Here is a 24,183-nt window from a genome sequence, read left to right as displayed (position 1 = left end):
ATTTTATCATGCAACACTTTTATTCGTGAACATCTCCTCTTGGGAATTATTATACTTTCCTGCCCATTACAATAAAAAAGCTGCCTCAATGACAGCTTCGCATTTCTATAAAGAGTCCTTACGAACAGAACTCGATCCAGCATGCATTTCACTAGTCATAGGCAACTCCGCAGGAGCAACGATTTTTCCCAAATAACAAGTGATAAGATGCAGGGAATTCCTGATTGACTCGTTGAACTTCATTCGCAAATTCCTTACTATCCTTTGGTACTCGTGAAAGTGCATCCGCTTTTTCCTGCGAATCAATATTAGCTCCAGGTGGTATCCGAACGCCATTTGTCACTACTGCATTATAAGAAATAAATGCTCCTCTTCCTACAATTGCGGTATAAACAATGGAGTTAAAACCAACAAATACTTCGTCTGCAATACCCCATTAAATTGGTAACTAAGGAAAATACAACCAATCCTTTTATACACCTGTCCTTTTGCAGTTTGTGAATCAGCCGTGGAAAATCAACTCTGCCCGTTACAACAAATTGACATAAATTTCTTGATGTCACTTTTTAGATCCCCGGGTAGCTAAGAAACTTCCTTCGACGGGTGCCATGACCGCATGAAATTAACGGTTTAACAGCATCCACATAGAGCAAAGAATAGCCTTCAAAATATGCATCGCAACTCGAATTTCATTTACGTGTATACCAAGAATGTCAGGGTGTTACTTCTTTAACCTATAAATTTTACGAGGTCTTCCCCGTGGTGATTGAAGTTCTTCTCCTTTGTACTCCACTAAACCGCTATCACTCAAACTACTCATAATTCTCTGGGCATTTCGAACGGTCATTGATAAATGAGAGGCTAAGTCTGAGGAAGTGAAGCCGTCCCAGCCCATACGATCAACCAATGCTTCTATCTTTTTATACGTTTTTACACTAATGTTAGCCTGATTCAATTTATCTAGCAGTTCTTTATCATCAGAACGAAAGGTATATGCCAATTGTTCTTCTTGACCTACGGATTCAATCATTACACCATCTTCTTGGATAACGACAATTCCGGAACTGTCTTGCTTCTTCGAATGACGGATCGCCTTACGGGCATTGATTTCTGCAGATGCAGCCGTCTCACCAAAACCAATACCAACTGCAACCGGGACATCCATTTCAAGGGCCAGTTGTTGAACAGTACTTTGCAAGCTGCCAATTTCCCGTTCAATTGCCTTTCGTGAACTAAATATTTGATAGCGGCCGTTTCCATTTTCGATGAGGGATCCATCTAATTTTTCACAAAATGTAAGTAATGTTTGTTTAATCTTAAGCTCAACATGCTGCAGATGGTAACGAATATCAACCTCGTCAACAAATTGATCGAACTGATCAATTTCAATGATTTCCACACCTATCTGGCTATCTTTGAAATAAGTACTTTTTGCTTTTTCAATTAAAATCTTGACCGCTTGCCGGATTTCCATCTTCGTCATATTTATTTTGTAAACAGGAACATTCTCCTTCTTCAATGCTTCATATACGGATTGTAAAACGGTAAGGACACCATGTACCGCCCCTTCCCTCCACAGATGAAGGTGAAATTGGACAATGTCTTGAAAATCATATTGTTCATCAAATGTTTTTACATAAATATGTTCGGTGGAAATCCCCAGCTCTTGTAGCGATTCTTGCAAAAAAAAGTCTTCCAATCGAATCATATCGATGGATATCTTATCGAAAAAATATTTTTGATCTGCCGACATTTGTAGAAAACATCTATATAAACTAGATCCTACAGGCGGACAATACGTAAAATTGGCATCTGAATCTAACATTTCTTTAGCTATTCGATATGGGACCGGTCCAGAGAAAAACCAACCATTTACTGCATTTTGGTGATTTTTTATAATGTCCGTTACCTCACGTGCATCTTCATATGGAAAATCAATAAAATCTATTTCATGTTCAAATTCATTGGTAACATCCCGAATTTTCTTTATAGATGAAAGTGGACCTACAACACCAATTTTATACAAGTTTATTTCACCCCTACATCATACTATTAGTTTTATTATATCAAAATAACCAACCACAACATGGAAAATATGAGCTCCAAATATAAAAGCATGTAAAGCACCGTTTGACATAAATAAACGGTGCTACTTAATATGGATTCTTATCTATCATGAGTCCAAGAGTGGCAGAGCCTATTCATTCAAAGGTTTCGAATCCATTTTCATTTAACAAGAAATTCCAGAAAATAATTTCCCTTTTTTCTGAAAATTTTATTGAAATAGATTATTCTTAATTATATAATACATTTAACGAAAATAACGTTAAATGTTCGTTAAATAAAAATCAGTATATTGAAAGGAATTAATGAAGTTCACAAAGGAATGTAAGTCGGTAATTTGAGTTTAAGGCATGTTTAGGGAAAAAGTTTGTAAAGGGAATGGTGCAAAACGCACAAACTACAAATGGAAGAAGGTTTAGGAGGAGAATGTAATGGAACAAAAAGTAATGAAAGATACAACTAATCTTCAAAATCATAAAACGGGTGGTTTTTTCAATCGAGTAGAGCGAATAGGAAACAAAATCCCCCACCCCTTTATCTTATTTATTTATATGATTGCCTTTTTATTTGTTGTAACCGCTCTCTTATCAGTCTTCCATGTTTCGGCATCGGACCCCATAAGTGGAGAGAAAGTGGAAGTTCAAAACCTCTTAAGCCGTGAAGGCATCCAATGGATTTTGCCGAATATGATTAAAAACTTTTCCGGCTTTTTACCACTGGGATCTATTTTAGCTCTTATGCTAGGAGTAGGATTAGCGGAAAAAGTTGGATTGTTGGAAGTTTTGATTCGGAAGATGTCGTTAAAAGTCTCAGGGAAATACGCTAGTTATTTAGTTGTATTTGTTGCTTTTTTTAGTCATGTTTCTTCTGATGCTGCGCTTGTTATTATGCCTCCCCTTGGTGCTTTGATTTTCCTTGCTGTGGGGCGTCACCCTGTTGCTGGGTTGCTCGCTGCCATCGCTGGGGTTGGTTCGGGTTTCACTGCCAACTTATTAATCGTCACAACAGATGTCTTGCTATCAGGAATCAGTTCGGAAGTAGCGAAAGGCATGAATGCTAATTTGACCGTTAATGTTACGGATAACTGGTTCTTTATGGCGACGTCCGTTCTCGTACTCACGGTAGTTATATCCTTGATTACAGATAAATTTGTCGAGCCGCGCTTAGGAAAGTATGAAGGTGGCGGTCAGCATAAAAAATTGGAGCAATTAACGAAGCAACAAAACAAAGCACTCCTGGCTACAGGTATTTCAGCTTTGATTTTTATAGCTGTTATGGCCGTTCTAGTCGTTCCAGAAGGAGCTCTATTACGAAACCCAGAAACTGGAGCCATTCTCCCCTCTCCATTCATGTCTGGAATTGTCGCAATCATCTTACTCTTCTTTTTTACTGTTTCTATTACTTATGGAGTTAAGGTGGGAGCAATCAAGAAACAAAATGACATTCCGGAATTATTGGTGGACCCCATTAAAGGAATGGCTGGATTTATCATTATGGTTTTCCCGCTTTCCCAATTTGTCGCTTGCTTCAACTGGAGTAATATGGGTAAATTTTTGGCTTTATCCATCACAGATCTCTTGGAACAGCTAAACATAGAAGGTGCACCTGTCCTAATTGGGCTAATGTTCTTATCTGGACTTCTTTCCATGTTCATTGCCAGCGGCTCTGCAATATGGTCTATATTGGCACCCGTTTTTGTCCCAATGTTCATGGTATTAGGCTATCATCCTGCCTTCGCCCAAATGTTGTTCAGGGTAGCAGATTCATCTGTACTGCCATTGGCACCTGTATCTCCATTTGTCCCACTATTCTTAAGTTTCTTACAAGAGTATCGAAAAGATGCAAAACTAGGAACTTATTATTCTCTTATTTTGCCTTATCCGATTATCATCTTCATCATTTGGACGCTATTGGTAGTCGTTTGGTATTTCCTTGGCCTCCCTATTGGTCCCGGAGTATCTCCGAAATTACCATAATTCGCAAAATCTCAAGCGCCTCACATGCCCCTTACTTGAGGGGCTGGGCCGCTTGGTGTCGACAACAAATCGAATTATATGAATGATCATCAAATAAATCAGGAGTGAAATGAATTGGATATTATTTCTTTAAGACGTGATCTTCATCAACATCCAGAAGTTGGCTTTACGGAATTTCGTACTGCTTCAAAGGTAGTAGAAGCACTAAATTCTTTGAAATATAATTTGATATTTGGAAAAGATGCTTTAAATGGTGAGTCCCGCCGTGGAGTTCCCCCTGTAGAAGTATTGGAGGAAACATTTAATAGAGCATTACAAGATGGCGCCAATCCAAAAATCCTCCAAGAAATGGAGGGTGGATATACTGCTGTCATTGGTATTTTAAAAGGAAAAGCTGATGGCCCAACCGTAGCTTTCCGCTTTGATATGGATGCATTGCCTGTTACGGAAAGTACTGATTCTGACCACTTCCCGCAAATGAACGGTTTTCGTTCCAAATATGAAGGGAATATGCATGCCTGTGCACACGATGGCCATACAGCAATCGGTTTGGGACTTGCTGAAAAATTAGCGGATGGGAATTTTTCAGGAACGGTAAAACTTATTTTTCAACCTGCTGAAGAGGGAGTACGCGGTGCCTATTCAATTGTACAAAAAGGGATTTTGGATGATGTGGATTATTTATATTGTCTGCACCTTGGCACAGATGTCCCCCTAGGAGAATTTCATGGTGGTTCTTCCGGCTTTTTAGCAAGTACGAAAATGGCTGCCCATTTTCATGGGGTATCTTCTCATGCAGGTGCTTCTCCGGAAAAAGGGAAAAATGCTTTGTTAGGGGCAGCCACCGCATTATTGAATATACATGCCATTCCAAGATTCAGTTCAGGTTCTACCCGCATAAATGTAGGTATTCTTAACGGAGGAACAGCCGCTAATATTATTCCCGCGCATGCAAAAATGGTCATTGAGACACGGTCTGTATCCGAAGAAACAAATGCTGAAGTGGAGCAGCGTGTTCGAAATATCGTGGCTCATAGTGCAGGTATGCATGAGCTTGAACATGAAATTGAAATCATAGGTCAAGCAATTACGATTCGTTGTGATCAGGAACTTGTCGAACTCGCCATGGAAGAAGCCAGGAATGTAGATGGTTTTTCAACAATCAAAGCATGCAGGGAATCCGGTTCTGCTGGTAGCGAAGATGCAAGTTTTATGATTCGAAGAGTACAGGATAATGGCGGGAAAGGGACATATATGATTATTGGGACTGATATTCCTGCACCACATCACCACCCTAAATTTGATGTTCAAGAAGAAGTTTTACCAAGGAGTGCAGAACTTTTGAATCTAATTGCAAGACGCCTATTAAAATAATTCTTCAGATATATATATATAGGAAGGAAAGAGTATAAAATGACACATGTAAATAAATTATCGGAAATCATTGAACAAAAAAAAGATAAATTCATTGAAGTCAGTGACTGTATATGGAATTTTGCCGAAACACGCTTTGAAGAATATCAATCTGCTGAATTGCTGTGCAGCACGTTAGAAAACGAAGGATTTTCTGTTGAAAAAGGTGTTGGGAACATAGAAACGGCATTTATCGGTAGCTATGGGACCGGTAAACCTATTGTGGCAATCATGGGCGAATTTGATGCGCTGTCAGGTATGAGTCAAAAAAAAGCTACAGCTAAACAAGAGCCAATAGTCCAAGGTGAAAATGGCCATGGATGTGGTCACAATTTACTTGGTACTGGAGCTTTAGCTGCAGCTGTTGCGGTGAAGGATTATATGGAAGAGAATCATATAAATGGGACAGTTCGTTATTATGGATGTCCAGGAGAAGAAGGCGGATCAGGCAAAACCTTCATGGTCAGAGAGGGTTTGTTCGATGACGTTGATTTTGCATTTTGTTGGCACCCACTGGATGTCAACGGCGTTATGTCGATGGATTCGCTTTCCAATTTCCAAGTGTATTATAAGTTTAAAGGAAAAAGCTCTCATGCAGCTGCATCACCACATTTGGGACGGAGTGCTTTAGATGCCGTAGAACTTATGAATGTTGGCGTGAACTATTTAAGGGAGCATATTATTCAAGAAGCAAGAGTCCATTATGCAATAACGAATTCAGGCGGATTATCGCCTAATGTTGTCCAACAAGATGCAGAGGTTCTTTATTTATTACGAGCTCCGGAAGTTTCACAAGTTCAAGATATTTACTTGAGAGTTTGTAATATTGCTAAAGGAGCTGCCCTTATGACAGGAACTGAATTAGAAATCGTTTTCGATAAAGCCTGTTCCAATGTTATCCAAAACAATGTGCTAGAATCCGTCATGTACAAGAATTTTCAAGAATTAGGTATTCCACAACACGATGAAAAGGAAAAACAGCTTGCCAAAGAAGTCCGCGCCACCTTAACCGAACAAGAAAGGAACAGTACAATCAATCCTTCTAAAGATAATCAAGATGATGCATTGGCAAATTGGTTAGAACCCATCGAGGGCTTACAAGCGCCATTAACAGGTTCCTCGGATGTGGGAGATGTTAGTTGGATCGTTCCTACCGCCCAATGCACAACAGCTTGTTTTGTTCTTGGGTCACCTTTGCATAGCTGGCAGTGGGTTACACTGGGATCAACATCCATTGCCCATAAAGGAATGCTTCATGCTGGCAAGGTTATTGCGGCAACTGCAGTAGAAGTGCTTCAAAATCCGGAATTAATTGAAAAGGCTAAAACAGAGCTAAAAGAACGATTAAAAGGGAAAAGCTATATCTCCCCTATTCCGCAGGATGTAAAGCCTTTAGTTAAAAGATGATAAACTAGATTAGTGTGTTGCCGTAATCATTAATTGTCCGTAGCTATATGGTCATTTAGCCTCATGGAACTTATGATGTATAAAAAGGGGCTCGGGAAACTTATCTTTCAGCACATGATATTCCCAAACCAACGCCTTCCACTCCTCAAGTATGGTTTCCATCTACCTGTTGTAACTAAGTTGACTGGAGCGGGTGTTCGAGACTCCTGCGGGAAAAGCGTGTCTAGGGGAGACCCCGCAGGCGCATGCCGAGGAGGCTCCCCGACCGCCCGCGGAAAGCAAGTTTCTTGAGCGGAAATCTACGTCAAATTGTACAAGCCATAAAAGAAACTGTGTCTTCGAATTTGTCTAAAGTCTCAGGGGGCTTCGATTGGAAGGTCCCTTTTCCATTCTGGCTTTATATTTTCTCTCGGAAACCTCTAAGTGTCATAAAAATTGATGGGAAGAAGCTTATCCCTTCATATTCAACAGATATCCTTCAATTTCGTGCTTGCTTTTCAATATAACTATTAGCTTTTCAGGGTCACTCTTTTGAATATCTGCAAGTCTCTTTTTCATTTCTTTCTTGCGAGGAAAGTAGGTGGTCATGATAAATTTAACAAACTGCCAGTCTAATTTTTCATTGCAGCCTTTGCCCATATCAGGTCTTGTTTTACCTAGATAAGATAACCTACGATTTATAACACGGTAAAGGCAAACACGGAGAGGAAGTTCTAAATAAATAATCGTATCGGCAAGCTCCGAACGCAAATTAAAAGAATTACTATAATTGCCTTCCATTATCCACTTGTCATAACTCAATACATCCTTCTGAGCAGAAATAAAATCCTCTAAAGGAGCTTCCACCCAGCCTGGCCTCCAGTAGAATGTATCCAAATGATGTACTTCGATATCCAAATTATCTCCAAGTCTTCTTGCAAAAGTAGATTTTCCGACTCCCGCGGACACTCCGATAACCATGATACGTTCCATTTATATACCAACTTCCCCACTTTATTAATTGAAATAACCAGTATGTCTACCAAATATATATAACCTTTTTAACAGCCTTCTTCCTTTGCACTTCCCTTTAGTTCCATAGAAAAGGCGACCCTTCTTGAATGAAGAATCGCATCAGTTATAGAAAAGGAAGTATGGTTACTGCGGTGTCCTGTCGATGAACAAGCCTGACTCTATTTTATCTTTATTAATTCAGTTGCCCTAAATGTTTCCTTGCCTCGTAATCAACAAGTTTTTCATCCTTCTTAATTCGTGCCAGATAATCCGGGTTAGCTATAAGTGGACGTCCAATCGCCGCAACGTCAATAATGCCTTTTTCCAGTGCGGCTTCTGCGGTTTCAGGATCAAGCCCCCCTACACCAATTATGATTCCATCCCAGTTGCTGCGTACCAATTCATGCATCGTCAATCCTCTTGCAATCGGTTTGGAAAATTCCATCGTGGATGGGTGAATCATTTTGACCCCTGTTTCATTGAACGCTTCAATAAATGTTTGGATCGCTTTTTCAGGGTCTTCCCACATGTAGGACGGCTGGTCAATTTTCAAAGCCGAGAAACGAATAAGGGTGCGCTCCACTCCAACAGCATCAATAACTGCTTTTAACACTTCCTTCATAAAAGTCAGACGCTGTTTTAAATCACCACCGTACCGATCGGTCCTTTTATTGGAGGTGTCTGAATTGAACTGGTCTATTAAGTAGCCGTGTGCACCATGAATTTCAACGCCATCAAAGCCAGCATCCATTGCATTCTTTACAGCTTGTTTATATTGGTCCACAACTTCTGCAATATCCGTCTCTGTCATTTCTTCAGGAGTGTCAAAAGGTTTACCGAATCGTGAAACCTTACCTTCTGCAGCGATGGGTGACGGAGCCTGCGGAGGAAGTCCTCCTGCAATTTCATGGTGGCTTGCACGGCCCACATGCCAGATTTGCGCAATAATCGTTCCGCCTTCTGCGTGCACTGCTTCCGTTACTTTTTTCCACCCGTTGATTTGCTCATGAGTATATATTCCGGGAACCCCAGGATTGCCCTTTGCTCTTGGTGAAATCACTACACCTTCAGTGATGATAAGTCCGATTCCATCTTGGGCCCGTTTTCGGTAATATTCTACGGTCAGGTCGTTCACAACACCCGTTTCGTTATCGGCAAACGACCGTGTCATAGGAGCCATTGCCGTTCTTGTTTTTAAGTTCCATGCACCTATTGTTACAGGTTCAAACATTTTGGCTTTCATTGTATTCATTTGAATTCCTCCTGTTAACCGCTTTACCTGGGCTAATTTTTAGTAACTATTACTGTGTAAGATTATCCGATAAGTGGTTGGTTTTCAAATAATTCACTCTGTTTTTAAAGCATTGGATAAAATATGGGAATAAAGACCAATAAGAACTTTATTGTTTTTTTCCAAGGCTGTTTTCGCATAATTTGTTGCTATTTACCAAGTAAAGCGACGTGGTTGATTTCCCCTCCAGGTGCTCGCTTTCCGCGGGGCGGGCGGTGAGCCTCCTCGGCGTAAACGCCTGTGGGGTCTCACCTGTCCCGCTGCTCCCGCAGGAGTCTCGCACTTGCGATCCAATCAACCTTAAATCGTTTCGTTTTAAAAACAACAATCTTTACGAAAAGAGCCTTTTCCAAACAAAAAGCCAGACAGAGAAAATTTTTCCCTGCTGGCTAATTTATCTTTTTTCGGTAATATCTTTTCAGTCCCGTGCTGTCCTGATAAAAAACGACACGATTAAACCAATGATTGCAAGGACAAGACCGAAAATAAAGGCATCTTGAACACCTGCAGTCAATGAACCGCTGATGGCAGATGGATCGAACGGATCTTCTGCATTTGCCATATAATTTTTTTGGGATGCTGACATGATTGTAATGGCAACGGTTGTACCGATGGCCCCCGATACTTGCTGCAATGTATTCATTAGAGCCGTTCCATCCGGATAAAGATTTTTCGGCAGTTGATTCAGACCATTTGTCTGGGCCGGCATCATGACCATCGAAACACCAATCATAAGGAGGGTATGCATGACGATTACCATAATGATCGCCGTTTCAGTCGTTACGTTCGTCAAAGTCCATAACATGACAATCATAATAATGAAGCCCGGGATAACTAACCCTCTTGGCCCAAACTTATCAAAAATGCGCCCAGTAACCGGAGACATGATACCATTAAGCACTCCACCCGGTAATAGTACAAGCCCAGCAGAAAACGCAGCTAATGCAAGACCGGTTTGCAGGTATAACGGTAAGAGGATCATGGATGACATGATGATCATGAAGGTGATGAAGACGGTTATTAACCCTAATGTGAACATCGGGTATTTAAAAACACGCAAATCAATCATCGGTTTATCCATGTTGAATTGCCTCACAGCAAACAGGAATAGTGCTATAAGTCCAACAATGATCGAAGATAGAACTATCGCATTGCTCCATCCTTGTTCTCCGACAATACTGAAACCATAAACAATTCCCCCAAAACCAATGGTCGATAATATAATGGATGGTACATCGATTTTAGGTTTGGTGATTGTTGAAACGTTTTGCATATACTTGAGACCGAATAGTAAAGCGATCACAAAGAACGGCAAAGACACCCAGAAAATGTAATTCCATTCTAGATTTTCGATAATCAAACCTGAAGCCGTCGGTCCGATGGCTGGGGCAAACATGATCACCAGCCCCATCAATCCCATCGTCGCTCCCCTTTTATGAATAGGGAAAATCAATAAAATGGTATTGAACATGAGAGGTAATAAAAGACCCGTTCCGATAGCCTGGATGACACGTGCTAGCATCAAGATGCCGAACCCAGGGGCAATTGCTGCAATGAGCGTCCCAATGATGGAGAACACCATTGAGGCAATGAATAATTGACGAGTATTGAACCACTGAATCAAGAGTCCCGAAACGGGTACCAATATCCCCAATGTTAATAGGTAACCCGTTGTCAGCCATTGCACTGTGGAAGGACTGACATTGAATTCTTGTATTAGATCCCCCAGCGCCATGTTTAATGCCGTCTCACTGAATAACCCAATGAACCCTGCAATTAAAAATGCTATTAATATAGGGGTCGTTCTAATGACTGGGTTTTGTTGCTGTGTTGCATCTGCAGACATAAAATAATTCCTCCAATTACTAACTGTTCGACCTAAGCTTAAGATAATTTTTCTATGACTTATTTATTTATCAGCAATAATGGTATCTGTTCCGCAATGGCTTGGAGAGGTTCCCCGCTTTTCGCCGTTAAGGATAAAAGGATACCGCCTTCGATTAAAGCATTAATTACGATACTCAATTCCTTTGCCTGTTTCTCACTGAATTCCGCCTCGAGTAATTTCTTCACATATATGGATTGCCAATCTTCTATCGCTTCTTGACAGGCCGTTCTTATCTGCTCACTCGTCGTATATGTTTCTGCTGCAATCGTCCCGATTGGCAGTCCTAATAGATTTTCACTATCACCAAATACCTCGGACAAATGAAAAATATGAGACTGAATGGCTTTGATAGGGTCTTCAATTTCATCAAATCCCCGTTCAATTTCATCTATAACGAATTCTTTAGTATGAATAATCGCCTCGATCGCCAATTCTTCTTTGCCTTTCGGAAAATAATGATACAGCGAACCTTTTGGGATACCACTTTCCTCAATGATGTCCTTGAGCCCCACACCGTAATATCCACGTATCCGAAAAAGTCGGGAAGCAGCTTCAATAAGAATGTCTTTCGAGTTTCGTTTTTCTGCCATAGCTGGATCACTCCTTGAAATTATATCAACCGGTCTATTAGACTATACTTATATATCATGGTTTTGTCAAAATGACAAAGCCAGTGAATGGAATATGCTATTTTCTCATTGAAAACAAAAGGCTGTTTTCGCATACTTTGGTGCTATTTACCAAACAAAGCGGTGTGGTTGATTTCCCCTCCAGATGCTCGCTTTCCGCGGGGCGGGCGGTGAGCCTCCCCGGCGTAAACGCCTGTGGGGTCTCACCTGTCCCGCTGCTCCCGCAGGAGTCTCGCACTTGCGCTCCAATCAACCTTAAATCGTTTAGTTTTTAAAAACAACAATCTATACGAAAAGAGCCAAACAAAAAGAACACCTCATGATGGTGTTCTCTGCAAGTTTAAAAATCGGAGAATACCTACAATCCGCTATTTTAAAACGCTTCCATTAATGGTCAAAATAATCGGCCGGCCATCATTATCTTCAAGGATTCCTGTCATGATTTTTAAAATCAAGAATAGCAATTACAAACATGCCAAAGCTTAGCATTAGGGAAATAACTTCGAAAGTACCCATTCATACATCGCCTCCTTATATCCAGCTTTTCCTGATCAGAGATTGTCCTATACAAGAAAAAGATGAAGCGTTGGCTTTTAAATAAAAGGCTCTGTTAAAGGATTTTGTTGATTTTCTTGATGAACTAACGGGGCAGTTTAGTTAAAGAATCAAACCGGGGTTTTTTATTTGTTTTAATAGTTTGGAGAGTAGCCTATAATTGTTTTTATATAAGAAGTAGTTGGAAAGAGGTTTATATGTTTCAAATTTTTTTAAAGAGAACGTTAATTTTAATATTACGTATAGTAACATTGTTAATTATATTAGTGGTGTGCTGTGCTGGTATTATGTTAGGTGCTGTAATATTTGGTATTATGGGTATTGATGTACCTAATTTACAACTAATCATAAATATAGCATCAGTACCCTTTATGTTTATCGACCATAAAATTGCCACAATAATAATAAACATACTCGTCTTTTTTCTTCCTGCTTTAATATATTTTCAATTAAGAAAGATGAAGAAATAACGATGTTAAGCTAACGAGTTAAAAATTTGTCTTGTTAAACTAACGGGTGCGTTAGTTCCATAGGATGAACTAGACAAGACCACTTATAGGTGGTCTTTTTTATTTGTTCAAGAATCAACATTAATCTTTAACAAAGCCAAATAAAAAAAGCAAACCCAATCAGGGTCTGCCCTCGTACTTCATTCTTATGATGGGTCGTTGAACTTTTTTCAAAAGACCGAACACTGTTAATAACCAAGTTTTTTTTCCACAACGTTCATTAGGGGCTTACCGTCAGAAAAAAGCTTTAAATTTTTCAGGAATAATTCCATCACACGATCTATGTGTTTGGAAGAGTTATAAGCATTATGCGGGGAAACCATGACATTTTCCAGCTGCCAGAAAGGGTGATCCTTAGGTAAAGGTTTACTTCAAACACATCTAGAGCCGCTCCTGCTATGTGCCCATTGCTTAAGGAATCGATTAAATCTTCATCCACAATCGTATTGCCGCGGCCGACATTAATTACATAGCTGCCTTTTTTCATTTTATTTAAGCGTTCTTTATTAAAAAAGTATGAGGTATCTTGTGTATACGGCAATGCCAAGACGACAAAATCGGACCTGGAAAGGACATCATCCACTTGATCCATACCCATTATCAAATCAGCAGGTTCGTATTCTTTGTTCCTCTTTGAGGGATTCCGGCGGCACCCGATAACGGTCATGCCTAGTGCTTTACATCGCTTTGCTATCTCATAGCCAATATCACCATACCCAATTATCCCCACTATCGCATTTTCAAGATCCTTCACAGGAATTTCAATCCAGGTTTTGTTTATTTGATTTCTGATCATTGTCGGTATGCCTCTTGCTAACGAAGATAGCATCGCAATTGTATGCTCGGCTATCGGGACTGATGTGCAGCCTTTGACATTGGTGATGATGACATCGCTGTTTTCTATATCTTCATTCAGCATGGCCTCCACACCAGCACTGTCTGAATGAACCCATTTAATCCTTGGAGCTTTTTTTATAATGTTAAGATTATCATGAAGCCCCAGCGTATAAAGGATATCAAACTTTGATAAATCAACTGTTGGCTGTGGTTCAGGTTCACCGAATTCCCATGGCTCGACAACAACTTCTGAACAAATCTCCTTAAACTCATTGATGTATTTTTCCGGTATATCGACCCTGATATAAAGTGAAGGTGCTATTTTCTTAGAACCAGACATTATAAACCCCCCTCAAGACCCTCCGATTCCCTTTTCCTGTATTATTGGAAGGCAATCCGTTGCGACTATATCATGCCGTGCATGATGATCACTTCAAGAAATCCGGTTGCTCTTTTCTGATTCTGTCCCAAAGAGGCTGAAAACTCAGCCACCCCTCATATTCCGTTCCCGTTTGTTCTGCTGTTAACTTTGCATACTCTTCTTCTATAAAAATCGGCTTACCAACAGATTCAGCCATTATCTGAGCTTGACATGATCGTTCCATCGTTATGAACCACCAAGCAGCTGAATCTACAGATTGGCCGACCGTTAACAATCCATGGTTGCGGAGGATGACAGCTTTGTATTGACCTAAAGCCTTAGCAATACGCTTACCTTCTTCGGATGCATAAACCACACCAGTAAAATCATCAAATAATGCATGGTCATTGTAAAATTGGCAGGCATCTTGCGTAATCGGATCTAATAGTCTCCCTAAGGAAGACCATGTCTTTCCATATACCGAATGAGCATGTGCCGCTGCAATCGCATCCGGCCGCGCTTTATGAATTTCAGAATGAATGGCAAAGGCGGCACCATTTACGGAATGTTCACCCTCTACAATATCACCTTTATGATTAACCAATATAAGATCCGAAACGGAAATTTGACTAAAATGCATCCCAAATGGATTGACCCAGAAATGGTCTGTATATTTAGGATCACGGACCGTAATATGGCCAGCTACCCCTTCATCGAAACCAAACTTTGAAAAAAGCCGGAATGAAGCTGCCAAACGTTCCTTCCGGTGTGTGCGTTCTTCTTCCATCGTATTGAATGTTGCGGGTTGCAGGGAAATTGTCTTTGTCATTTTTACTTTCCTCCTCGATTTTTCCGTTTTTTGCCGGACCTTCAATTAGCCATGGTGTCCATGTCAGCTTTACCCTTTACCTCTTGCTTTACTTCACTTTCGTTCTTGTGTTCATTATTGGAACTTAGGAAGGTAATCGTAGTGATGACGACAAAACTAGTAGCAAGCCCGTACAGAATTGGTTGAGTGGAGGAAGGTCCATTTATCACCAATCCCACAATAATAACGATCATGCTGGCCAGAATGGAGTAAAATGCCGCTGTGGCCGTGACCCTTTTCCAAAAGAAACCAAGGATGATCGGAAAGAACACAGCACCGGATAAAATTGCGTAAGCTACATCCAATGCTACTAAAATATCTTGAATCCATATCGAAACGATTATGGTCAATACACCGATCGTTAAAGTTGTAATTCGGGATGTTTTTAAAAATTGTCGTTCACTCATTTTTGGACCAATATATTTTTTAATGATGTCATTAACGACTAAAGTGGACGAAGCTAGCAAAGTTCCTGAAGCTGTGGACATTAGGGCAGATACCACGCTCGCAATGACAACCCCCAATAGACCAGCAGGTAAAGTTACCATCGCTATGCTGGTAAATGCATTTTGTGGATCTCCTAAATCGGGAAGGATAATAAAAGCGCACATTCCAATGATACTGATTGCAATTGCATAAAAAACACTATATAGTCCCGCTCCAACCGTTCCGCCACGAGAAACTGCTTTGGTTCGTGCGGTAAAAAGACGCTGCCAAATATCCTGGCCAACAACTACCCCTAGAGTAAATAGTAGGAAATATTGAAAAATTGTCTCTCCGCCAATGTTTCCTAGCTCGAAATGTGATGCAGGGAGACCTTCTTTTAGCGAGCCCCACCCTCCTGCCTTAGAGATGCTCATCGGAAGCATGATAAAGAAAATACCGATCGTCATGATGACGAATTGCACGACATCAGTCATGGTGACTGACCACATACCTCCTAATATTGTATAAAATAAAACGATCCCACCCCCGACTATCATGGAAACCGTTAAATTCCAGCCAGCCAAAACATGTAAAATCGTCCCCATCCCAATCACTTGCGTTACAGTCAGCATGAATGTATAGATAACAGAGACAAGGGCACTGATCAATCTTGTTTGAGAGTTGTAGCGCTTCTCAAGCATTTCACTGATCGTCAATACTTTTAAATTGAATATCTTATTGGTTAAAAACAACCCGATAGCGATAATGCCGATCCCGATCATCACCACTAGCCAAATACCGGATATCCCAAACTGATAACCTAACTTTGCTGTTCCTAGAGTAGAAGCCCCCCCTAATATCACAGCAGCTAAACAGGATAAATACATAAAATGACCAAGATTACGTCCTGCCACAATGAAATCATCTGCCGTTTTTGCCCGTTTGGATCCGATTACTCCCACAATGATTAAAACAGAAAAATATAGAATCATGATCGATATATCCAAAATATGCATTTACACATCTCCTTTTTGGGCTTGTTATGTTCTATCGCTTTGTAAAGAGGGAAGGAAGGGATTACACCGATACCTTCCTTCTTTCCAGTAAAAATGAGGAATTACTTGTTAAGCTGGGTTTCCAACTCTTCAGCTCTCTCTTTTTTCTCCAGTTTCCCTTTTTTTGCGAGAGCGATGAGTGTGATGAATTCATAAACAATATTAGCGGCTGCGGCAGCCGTGATTTGTCCGTGATCGTATGATGGTAAAACCTCAACAAGATCGAATCCAACAAAATCTATATTTGTCAATCCTCTCACTAAGGCTAAAGCATCATCAATGCTGGCTCCGGAAACTTCAGGGGTACCCGTTCCTGGAGCATAGACCGGATCTAAGAAATCAATGTCAAAGGATAGAAACACCGGACCATCCGCAACACGCTCATGAATGACCCTTAGCATCTTTTCGACCCCGATACGTTTATAATCGTTTGTCGTATAAACGCCCAAACCTAGATCCCGGGCATCCTGAAGATCTTCCGGCCCATACAGACCGCCCCTCATACCAATTTGAAGAGATCGTGATAAATCGATGAGACCCTCTTCTATCGCGCGGCGAAAAACGGTTCCGTGATTATACTTTTGATCAAAATAACTATCCCAAGTATCAGAGTGAGCATCGAATTGAAGCAGGGCAACTGGACCATGTTTTTTTACGATCGCACGTAACTCCCCTAGCGTAATGGAATGATCGCCCCCCAATGAAATGGGAATGATCCCTTTTTCAATGACGGGGGTAAGCTCTTCTTCGATCTTTTTATATGTTTCAGAAATATACCCCGGAATGATCGGAATATCCCCATAATCAATTCCGGATATATAGTCAAAAATATTAATATCTTGTTCTGGATTAAAAGGACGTAAAAGGATTGAAAAATCGCGTATGGCTTCTGGTCCGAATCTCGCACCCGTTCTAAATGATTGTCCGGAATCAAAAGGAATTCCCGTAATGACAAAATCCATATGCTCATCTACCCGTTCAACAAATGGGAGCCGCATAAACGTACGCACTCCACAAAAACGGGGTGATTTGAATGAGTCTTTCGGTTGATACTTCATCATGTAACATCCTCCTAAATTCTAAATCTGCTATTATTATTTTTCACTCCACTGCAATGGCAGTTGCCATACAAACTTCCATTTTTTCAAATGGCTGTTTTCGCATACTTTGTTGCTATTCACCAAGTAATGCGGTGCGGTGTGGTTGATTTCCCCTCCAATGCTCGCTTTCCGCGGGGCGGGCGGTGAGCCTCCTCGGCGTGAACGCCTGTGGGGTCTCACCTGTCCCGCTGCTCCCGCAGGAGTCTCGCACTTCCGCTCCAATCAACCTTAAATCGTTTCGTTTTAAAAACAACATCCTTTACGAAAAGAGCCTTTCAAATAGAATGGACATATATAACACCTTGTTTGAAAATTCTCTTCTTACCTTTTACTAAGCAAGATTCAGGCCAACTATTTCGCTGCGGTATATAAGGCTTTTCGTTATTTTATTTCATCAAATGATTAAAAACTTAATCATTTTCTTGTTTTTTGATTCAATTTTTGATTATTTAGACTATTTGATTTATATTTTAATTAAACAGCATCCCAAAACCGAAAGGAGCGGAATGTATGTACGATGATATGCTGGAGGAAGAACTAAATAAGATTATTGAAACATCGAATAATAACATTCTCATTACCGATCAAGACGGAATCATTTTATATTCCAACCCAAAGCTTTGGGAGATTTATGGTATGGAAAGTGACTCTTATATCGGTACCTCCGTCTATCAATTAGAAAGCGAGGGCCTTCTCACACCTTCCATCAATGCGATTGTTTTAAAAGAAAAGAAAGCGATGAGGATCATGCAGGAAACGAGAACGGGTCATGTTGTCATGTCGACTGGCTATCCCATTTTTAATAAGGACGGACTTCTCGTCAGGGCAATCAGCTATGGTCAGGATCAAACCGAGATTCTGCAATTGCAGGATCAATTTGAACAATTACAACGAAAAATAAAAGGCTATCAAACCGAAGTCGAGGATTTAAGAGAAAAGGAACTGGATTACCATTATTTGATTGCTAGAAGTAATGAAACCAAGCATATTTTAAAAACGATCCATAATGTTGCAAAAACCGATGCCACGATTCTCTTATTAGGACCTTCCGGGGTAGGGAAAAGCACTTTTGCCCGTGCAGTTCATGACCAAAGCAACCGAAAGAAAGAACCTTTTATCGAAGTGAATTGCAGTACGATACCTGAAAGCTTGTTTGAATCGGAAATATTCGGCTATGAGCCGGGATCATTTACAGGGGCAAATAAACAAGGGAGGCAAGGCCTGATTGAGCAGGCTGACAGCGGAACCCTTTTCTTGGATGAAATCGGGGAACTCCCACTTGCCATGCAAGCTAAATTACTGAAAGTATTACAGGAAAAAAAGATAAAGCGCATCGGTGGAAAAAAAGAAAGCCATATTAACTTCCGCCTGGTTGCAGCAACTAATCAAGACTTGAAGGAGATGGTAAGTCAAGGTAAGTTTAGATTGGACTTATTTTATCGTTTGAATGTTATTCCCATCCAGATTCCGGCATTACATGAACGTAAAGAAGATATCCCTCTCTTAATTCAGCATCACTTACAGAAAACCAGTGATAAATACCAGAAATTCAAAAAAATCCATCCATCGACGTATGAAGTTTTGACTCATTATCATTGGCCCGGAAATATACGGGAATTAGAAAACTTGATTGAACGGTTAATCCTGACCATCGAAGAACCAATTATATTTCCGGAACACCTTCCGCAATCCATCACAGGGCAAATTGAACAGCCTGAAGACTCCACCTTCCTTGCAATCGAACAGGATTGTGAAGAGAATTTCGATTTAAAGAAGACTCTGGAAAGGGTTGAAAGGCAACTGATTGCAAAAGCATGGAAAAAATGCAGAACCACATACGAGATGGCAGAACATTTGGGCATCAGCCAGCCAACAGTCATCTATAAATTAAAGAAATACAAACAGTATTTGTAATTTCATCTGGACTGAAATCCACTGAAAGTGAAATCTTTGATCCGAAAATAAGGCCAATTAGAAAGCCCTAAACATTCAATTAAAAAAATCCACATTCAAGATGAATGGGATTCACAAACATCGTTTACGTTTCCAAATTATTAAGGTAAAGCTTACATTAATTAAACGAATGATGTCATTGAAGCTCCTGCAACACCAGTTAGCGATAATTCACAGGAACGGTAAACACAGTGTTGGCTCCTTTCACTGTATAACTGGAAACCGGTTGCCCCCACCGGTTTCACCTGTTATCCCTATCGATCCTGTTGCTCCCGTTGTTCCCCCGCTTTATTGACTCAATAATTCATACTGTGAAAAACCCTCCTGATATGTTTTCCCCACAAATGTGGTTTTTTCACATCTTAGGCTGCAGGCAAAAAGGCTCCCATAAAAAGAACCTTTTATTACTAACATAGCAATCTTAACAAACATTTTTATACATTCAAGCTTTTTTCCAATTAGGAACCGCAAGATTCGCGGATGATCAACTCATCTTCCAAAACGAATTTTTTCTTTTCAATGGTTTCGCCTTTCATTAAGGTCAACTTAATATATTTTTTGATTATCAAGCCAATATAAGGATCGTCGTCAAATGAAACCGTTCGCATTTCTTTCAGTTCCACCTGAAGGAAAAGGTAAACGCCTATACTGGCGCACGAATCGTAATCGGAATCTGCTGGGACCGGTTTGGTTTCAGATAAACTAACCACTACTTTAAAGACATCTTAATGGTATTTTTAAATACTAATATTTCTAAACTTAGTTGACTTTTAGGAATCCTAGCCATCCTTAGATTTAACCCCCTTATAAGTTCATAAATATCAACATACTAAACGACCTTCCTTCTTCCCACTCTTCAATTTTCAATCAAAGTCAACCTTCTAAAAAAATATTTTACTATATCAACAGAATAGGAATAACCTAAACCTATTTTGAGATGATTCCATCGACAAAAAGAGGCACCCATAAAGGGAGCCTGAATTTTAGTGAAGGTAAGCTATTGTATGTGAACGGCACCCATTCCGCATCCCTATACGACGCGATAGTTGAGAAATGGGATATTCCACCCAGTAACTTAACTTTTCTAATGTACGGAATTCAAAAAAAGGCTAGTAAGTTATTCCACTGCCTTTTTAATAGCCTTCACTTCATATAATGATCCTTCCGAACTGACGATATATTCAGGCTTTGGTTTCCCAAGGTTTGCTTTATGGCCTTCGATATGGGCTTCACTCTTTTCCCACAGCTTCCAATGTGCCTCCGACTCCCAATTGATCATGATGATGACCTCTTCATCGCCGCGTCGCACTTTTTTCACCATCACACTTAAATCGATGAACCCATCCTGCCTTTCAATGATTCCTTCCCCACTGAACCGTTTTACTACTTGGTCTGCATTTCCTTCTTTTACTACCATTTTCCTCATCTGAACGAACATTATGAACAACTCCAATCGATATGCTAATAATGAAACATTTTAGTCGATAACGATTCTCATTGTCCATTATTGTACCTTTGACTATGGGCCTCCGAACTCTAAATCCCAAAAACAAAATTAAAAAATGAATCAGGAAGTCATGCAGTTCTTCCTGACCCGTTTTTTATTGCCATTCACCTTTTATCTTTAAGTCTTTTGGGAACATAGTCATTCAGTTTGTTAAATAAAGAAGTAATGTAGGAGCTGAGTTCAAATCGATCCTCCTGAACAAATTCGATTAACGACACTCCATCCTTTTTCATATCTTTTCCCCCTTTTAGTCATTATCCCGGTGTATGAACATTTCAGCCACTAATACCCGTGTATTCCGCCATTAGTTCACTTACATCTACTCTCCATCGTTTTCTTTATTTGATTATACAAGAAAGCGCTTACAATGTAAAATGTTATAAATACTATAGATTGCTATTTAATTAGAATGTTCCAGTTATATAAAGCTTCATCTACATCATATTTAAATGATCGAGCCATGCTGGCTTTTAGGTGCACTTTCAATATCATTACTACTTGTCTTTTTCACAGTGTATGAAATTTCATGAAATTCCCTTCAATATTTCAGTTAAACGAAGGAACTCTTCCTTATCTCGATTTCTTAATGAGTCATCGATTTCTTTTTCGATTTGTGCTCTCTGGTAATCACTTAGGGCCTTTTTTAAAACCATTTCAGCCATCTCTTCAGGTTCAAGCGATGTTCCTGGCAATTGCTTCTCCATACGAAACCAACTCCTTAACCTTTTTTCTATTATACTAAATAACTTGGAGATTATTATTATTTCTTGAAATCTTATCCTTTCCACTTTTTTCATTTCCTTATCCACATGATTTCCACTTTGCCACTCTTCTATACATGAAAAATTCTAAATGTTTTGAGTTTAATTCTCCTCCTTAGTTAAAACTTTTTCATTTTATCCGGGAAGTTCAAATCATTATTTCCATTACTTTAGAATGAATTATATTCCAATACAGGTGGTGAGAGCTAAGTTATTCGCTTCATTTTTTCAGAAAAATCAGAAATATGTTGACCAGCATGGATAACCTCTCTAAAATAATCTAAATAATCCAGTTTTTTACTTATATTCCTTAAGCATCATTTTTGTTCATTTCAGCTTTATTTATTGCTGTAAACAATTTTGATGAAATACTACGCATTAAAGGAGCATTTCCATGAAAAAAAGTCGAGTTCTTTTCGCTAGTTTAGCTGGTTCCGTTATTGAGTGGTATGATTTCTATTTATACGGGACAGCAACAGGCCTAGTTTTTACAACTCTATTCTTTCCCAATCATGATCCTGCGATTTCACTTCTTCTCGCCTTTGTCACTTTCGGGGCTGGTTACGCTGCCCGTCCAATCGGAAGTATCCTATTCGGCCATATGGGTGATCGCATCGGAAGGAAGGCAGCACTCATGTTCACCCTTATTGGTATGGGAGGGAGTTCAATGCTTATCGGTGTTCTGCCCACTTATGCCCAGGTTGGGTTGGCCGCCCCCGTCATCTTGGTGGTGCTGAGGTTGATTCAAGGAATTTCCTTGGGTGGTGAATGGGGCGGCGCCATCTTATTGGCAACGGAATCTGCTCCAAAGGGTGTCCGTGGGTTATATGGATCCATTCCCCAACTAGGGGTCCCCATCGGTTTGGTTGCCGGTTCATTCAGCCTAACACTTATCAGTTCCTTGACAACCGATGCCCAATTTTTAGCTTGGGGTTGGCGGATTCCATTTCTTTTAAGCGGTGTACTGATCGCATTGGCAATCTGGGTAAGGAGTGGCATTGAAGAAACGCCGGAGTTCCAGCAACAGAAAGATAGCGGTGATCTTGCGAAAGTTCCCATTATTGAAACGTTGAAACACGATTGGAGAAGTGTGCTCCAAGTGATCGGACTAAAAATCGGGGACGGGTTCTTCAATGTATTCATCATGTCCTATGTTCTCGTCTTTACTACACTGTATTTTGGTTATTCCCAAGATTCAGCCCTTACCGGTTTAACGATTGGCTGCGCTACAATGCTAATTACCATTCCTGTCATTGGTTACATTTCAGATTTCATTAATCGAAAAATCATCTATTTTGGGGGCCTGATTCTCCTTTTCGTCTTGGCCATCCCATATTTCACATTGATTGGGCGTGGGGTCGGCTGGTTCTACATTATGCAGGCAGTTGTACTAGGCGTCATCTGGGGAGCCATTTTTTCGACACAAGGGACATTATTCTCGGAGCTCTTTCCAGCCAAGGTCCGTTATACTGGATTATCTGTCGGTTATCAGGTCGCGGCAGCCATTGCAGGTTTCGGTCCGCTCATCTGGACTGCCATGGCGGAATCATATGGCCCATCCCCTTTGGTTTTTGGCGGATTCATGATGGCAGGTCTCGCAATTTCCCTGGCGCTTTGTATATTATCACCGCATTTCAGCAAAAGGATTGAAAAGGATCAGGCACTCGAGCCACATGAGCTGGATTTGAACTGATACTAAAATCTCTGCATGAGTAATACAGAGGCTGCAAGTCCTATCACTCGGACGAGCGGCCTCTGTTTTTTTTAGAAAGCATATACCTCGTTATACTTCCTTGCTTCCTACAATCTCCAAAAGATTAGTGAGCGTCCGGATTTCATAGGTGGGCTTGATTCCGAGATTATTATCCTTTTGATGGGGATTGTACCAGCATGTATCCATTCCATAATTCAAACCGCCTTGTATATCTGATGTCAAGGAGTCCCCCACCATCAACACTTTCGATTTATCCGTGGTCTTTAACTTGGAAAATGCATAATCAAAAATCCTCCTATCAGGCTTCTGAAACCCAGCCTCTTGGGAAATTATCAAAGTCTCAAAGGTATTGCAAAGGGGTGACCCCCCGATTCTTGCTGTCTGCACTGTCGTGAAGCCATTTGTTATAATAGCCAGCCGGCATCCCCCAAGCTTCTCGCAAACCTCTAAAGCCCCAGGCAGAAGCTGTATTTCCTTTCCCAAATGTCCAAGGTACGCACGGCTGAACGAATCCGCATCGATATCAAGCCCATGCTTCAGGAACAATCGCTTGAACCTCTCCACTCCCAGATTTGGTAAATCAATAAGCCCTTGTTCCAGGTCCCTCCATAATACCTGACTGATTTCTTGGTAGCATCCTGCATAGTCCTCCGCCCCTGTGGGCAAACCGAACTCCAAGAAGACTTCATGCAGTGCCTTTTTTTCCGATATTCCAAAGTCTAGCAATGTATCATCAACATCAAATAAGATAATCTCGTATTTCATCGCTGCCTCCATAATCATTTTAGTCCAACTTAACACATTTCCTTTAATTACGTATTAATTATGCAAATTCATGGAAAATATATACTGAAAGCTTGGAAAACTACAAAAAGG

General features: G+C 40.4%; 19 protein-coding genes and 1 pseudogene. 5 read left to right on the top strand and 15 right to left on the bottom strand.

The genetic code is table 11. The annotated features are described in order from the left end of the window. Positions 1-151: 151 nt before the first annotated feature. A pseudogene (locus tag ACFRAK_RS07120) lies at positions 152-430 on the bottom strand (LbetaH domain-containing protein); the annotation flags it as partial. 291 nt (positions 431-721) lie between these two features. Next, on the bottom strand, positions 722-2,026 hold the full coding sequence (locus ACFRAK_RS07115) for a helix-turn-helix domain-containing protein (protein ID WP_387596965.1): 1,305 nt from the start codon (positions 2,024-2,026) through the stop codon (positions 722-724). 484 nt (positions 2,027-2,510) lie between these two features. Here ACFRAK_RS07115 and ACFRAK_RS07110 point away from each other — a divergent pair, with 484 nt between their 5' ends. The 3 genes from ACFRAK_RS07110 to ACFRAK_RS07100 all read left to right on the top strand — a co-directional run bounded on the left by ACFRAK_RS07110 (position 2,511) and on the right by ACFRAK_RS07100 (position 6,860). Next, positions 2,511-4,040, top strand: coding sequence for an AbgT family transporter (locus ACFRAK_RS07110; protein WP_260287387.1), 1,530 nt, complete (start codon positions 2,511-2,513; stop codon positions 4,038-4,040). A gap of 114 nt (positions 4,041-4,154) precedes the next feature. After that, positions 4,155-5,414 (top strand): amidohydrolase, encoded by a 1,260-nt coding sequence (locus ACFRAK_RS07105; RefSeq protein ID WP_394571468.1) that lies wholly within the window; start codon positions 4,155-4,157, stop codon positions 5,412-5,414. A 39-nt stretch (positions 5,415-5,453) separates the two neighbouring features. Then, positions 5,454-6,860, top strand: a complete 1,407-nt coding sequence (locus ACFRAK_RS07100) for a M20 family metallopeptidase (RefSeq protein WP_387596971.1) — start codon at positions 5,454-5,456, stop codon at positions 6,858-6,860. Between the two features lie 450 nt (positions 6,861-7,310). Here ACFRAK_RS07100 and ACFRAK_RS07095 read toward each other — a convergent pair whose 3' ends face one another. The 9 genes from ACFRAK_RS07095 to speB all read right to left on the bottom strand — a co-directional run bounded on the left by ACFRAK_RS07095 (position 7,311) and on the right by speB (position 17,333). Continuing rightward, positions 7,311-7,832, bottom strand: coding sequence for a P-loop NTPase family protein (locus tag ACFRAK_RS07095; protein WP_394571467.1), 522 nt, complete (start codon positions 7,830-7,832; stop codon positions 7,311-7,313). A 214-nt stretch (positions 7,833-8,046) separates the two neighbouring features. Next, positions 8,047-9,105, bottom strand: coding sequence for an alkene reductase (locus ACFRAK_RS07090; RefSeq protein WP_394571466.1), 1,059 nt, complete (start codon positions 9,103-9,105; stop codon positions 8,047-8,049). Positions 9,106-9,562: 457 nt separating this feature from the next. Beyond that, positions 9,563-10,990 carry an MDR family MFS transporter gene (locus ACFRAK_RS07085; protein ID WP_387596980.1) on the bottom strand — a complete coding sequence of 476 codons (1,428 nt, stop codon included), beginning with the start codon at positions 10,988-10,990 and terminating at the stop codon, positions 9,563-9,565. A 59-nt stretch (positions 10,991-11,049) separates the two neighbouring features. Further along, entirely contained in the window at positions 11,050-11,622 is a 573-nt protein-coding gene (locus tag ACFRAK_RS07080; RefSeq protein WP_387596983.1) for a TetR/AcrR family transcriptional regulator, read from the bottom strand. A 462-nt stretch (positions 11,623-12,084) separates the two neighbouring features. Continuing rightward, entirely contained in the window at positions 12,085-12,177 is a 93-nt protein-coding gene (locus tag ACFRAK_RS07075; RefSeq protein ID WP_387596986.1) for a putative holin-like toxin, read from the bottom strand. Between the two features lie 828 nt (positions 12,178-13,005). After that, the gene (locus ACFRAK_RS07070; RefSeq protein ID WP_394571465.1) at positions 13,006-13,902 is read right to left on the bottom strand and encodes a D-2-hydroxyacid dehydrogenase; all 897 of its coding nucleotides are present in this window, start codon (positions 13,900-13,902) and stop codon (positions 13,006-13,008) included. Between the two features lie 88 nt (positions 13,903-13,990). Continuing rightward, positions 13,991-14,797: a class II aldolase/adducin family protein gene (locus ACFRAK_RS07065; protein WP_387596992.1), complete on the bottom strand. Its 807-nt coding sequence runs from the start codon at positions 14,795-14,797 to the stop codon at positions 13,991-13,993. Then, a complete protein-coding gene (locus tag ACFRAK_RS07060) occupies positions 14,794-16,233 on the bottom strand; it encodes a sodium:solute symporter family protein (RefSeq protein ID WP_394571464.1) in 1,440 nt (479 codons plus the stop codon). Before ACFRAK_RS07060 ends, ACFRAK_RS07065 begins: the two co-directional genes overlap by 4 nt. Before the next feature lie 101 nt (positions 16,234-16,334). Next, entirely contained in the window at positions 16,335-17,333 is a 999-nt protein-coding gene (gene speB, locus ACFRAK_RS07055; RefSeq protein ID WP_394571463.1) for an agmatinase, read from the bottom strand. Between the two features lie 549 nt (positions 17,334-17,882). Between speB and ACFRAK_RS07050 the strand changes: the two genes are divergently transcribed. Then, the gene (locus ACFRAK_RS07050; RefSeq protein ID WP_394571462.1) at positions 17,883-19,286 is read left to right on the top strand and encodes a sigma-54 interaction domain-containing protein; all 1,404 of its coding nucleotides are present in this window, start codon (positions 17,883-17,885) and stop codon (positions 19,284-19,286) included. A gap of 497 nt (positions 19,287-19,783) precedes the next feature. On the opposite strand, the gene ACFRAK_RS07045 is transcribed toward ACFRAK_RS07050, so the two are convergent. From ACFRAK_RS07045 to ACFRAK_RS07035, 3 genes are all read right to left on the bottom strand, one after another. Beyond that, positions 19,784-20,035, bottom strand: a complete 252-nt coding sequence (locus ACFRAK_RS07045; protein WP_394571461.1) for a hypothetical protein — start codon at positions 20,033-20,035, stop codon at positions 19,784-19,786. Between the two features lie 407 nt (positions 20,036-20,442). Then, the gene (locus ACFRAK_RS07040) at positions 20,443-20,763 is read right to left on the bottom strand and encodes an antibiotic biosynthesis monooxygenase (RefSeq protein WP_394571460.1); all 321 of its coding nucleotides are present in this window, start codon (positions 20,761-20,763) and stop codon (positions 20,443-20,445) included. A gap of 593 nt (positions 20,764-21,356) precedes the next feature. Continuing rightward, positions 21,357-21,641 (bottom strand): IDEAL domain-containing protein, encoded by a 285-nt coding sequence (locus ACFRAK_RS07035; RefSeq protein WP_387704834.1) that lies wholly within the window; start codon positions 21,639-21,641, stop codon positions 21,357-21,359. Positions 21,642-21,987: 346 nt separating this feature from the next. Here ACFRAK_RS07035 and ACFRAK_RS07030 point away from each other — a divergent pair, with 346 nt between their 5' ends. Beyond that, positions 21,988-23,286 carry an MFS transporter gene (locus tag ACFRAK_RS07030; RefSeq protein ID WP_387597014.1) on the top strand — a complete coding sequence of 433 codons (1,299 nt, stop codon included), beginning with the start codon at positions 21,988-21,990 and terminating at the stop codon, positions 23,284-23,286. Positions 23,287-23,376: 90 nt separating this feature from the next. On the opposite strand, the gene ACFRAK_RS07025 is transcribed toward ACFRAK_RS07030, so the two are convergent. Further along, on the bottom strand, positions 23,377-24,072 hold the full coding sequence (locus ACFRAK_RS07025) for a YjjG family noncanonical pyrimidine nucleotidase (protein WP_387597017.1): 696 nt from the start codon (positions 24,070-24,072) through the stop codon (positions 23,377-23,379). Between the last annotated feature and the right edge of the window lie 111 nt (positions 24,073-24,183).

This window comes from Peribacillus sp. NPDC056705, assembly GCF_043656335.1.
This window is presented reverse-complemented; position numbering and strand designations above follow the sequence as displayed.

Excerpts from the sequence above, each read along its gene's own strand:
- ACFRAK_RS07085 (WP_387596980.1), bottom strand. The coding sequence starts at position 10,990 with ATGTCTGCAGATGCAACACAGCAACAAAACCCAGTCATTAGAACGACC.
- ACFRAK_RS07090 (WP_394571466.1), bottom strand. The coding sequence starts at position 9,105 with ATGAATACAATGAAAGCCAAAATGTTTGAACCTGTAACAATAGGTGCA.
- ACFRAK_RS07050 (WP_394571462.1), top strand. The coding sequence starts at position 17,883 with ATGTACGATGATATGCTGGAGGAAGAACTAAATAAGATTATTGAAACA.
- speB (WP_394571463.1), bottom strand. The coding sequence starts at position 17,333 with ATGATGAAGTATCAACCGAAAGACTCATTCAAATCACCCCGTTTTTGT.
- ACFRAK_RS07060 (WP_394571464.1), bottom strand. The coding sequence starts at position 16,233 with ATGCATATTTTGGATATATCGATCATGATTCTATATTTTTCTGTTTTA.
- ACFRAK_RS07110 (WP_260287387.1), top strand. The coding sequence starts at position 2,511 with ATGAAAGATACAACTAATCTTCAAAATCATAAAACGGGTGGTTTTTTC.
- ACFRAK_RS07070 (WP_394571465.1), bottom strand. The coding sequence starts at position 13,902 with ATGTCTGGTTCTAAGAAAATAGCACCTTCACTTTATATCAGGGTCGAT.
- ACFRAK_RS07030 (WP_387597014.1), top strand. The coding sequence starts at position 21,988 with ATGAAAAAAAGTCGAGTTCTTTTCGCTAGTTTAGCTGGTTCCGTTATT.
- ACFRAK_RS07075 (WP_387596986.1), bottom strand. The coding sequence starts at position 12,177 with ATGGGTACTTTCGAAGTTATTTCCCTAATGCTAAGCTTTGGCATGTTT.
- ACFRAK_RS07095 (WP_394571467.1), bottom strand. The coding sequence starts at position 7,832 with ATGGAACGTATCATGGTTATCGGAGTGTCCGCGGGAGTCGGAAAATCT.
- ACFRAK_RS07040 (WP_394571460.1), bottom strand. The coding sequence starts at position 20,763 with ATGTTCGTTCAGATGAGGAAAATGGTAGTAAAAGAAGGAAATGCAGAC.
- ACFRAK_RS07100 (WP_387596971.1), top strand. The coding sequence starts at position 5,454 with ATGACACATGTAAATAAATTATCGGAAATCATTGAACAAAAAAAAGAT.
- ACFRAK_RS07025 (WP_387597017.1), bottom strand. The coding sequence starts at position 24,072 with ATGAAATACGAGATTATCTTATTTGATGTTGATGATACATTGCTAGAC.
- ACFRAK_RS07080 (WP_387596983.1), bottom strand. The coding sequence starts at position 11,622 with ATGGCAGAAAAACGAAACTCGAAAGACATTCTTATTGAAGCTGCTTCC.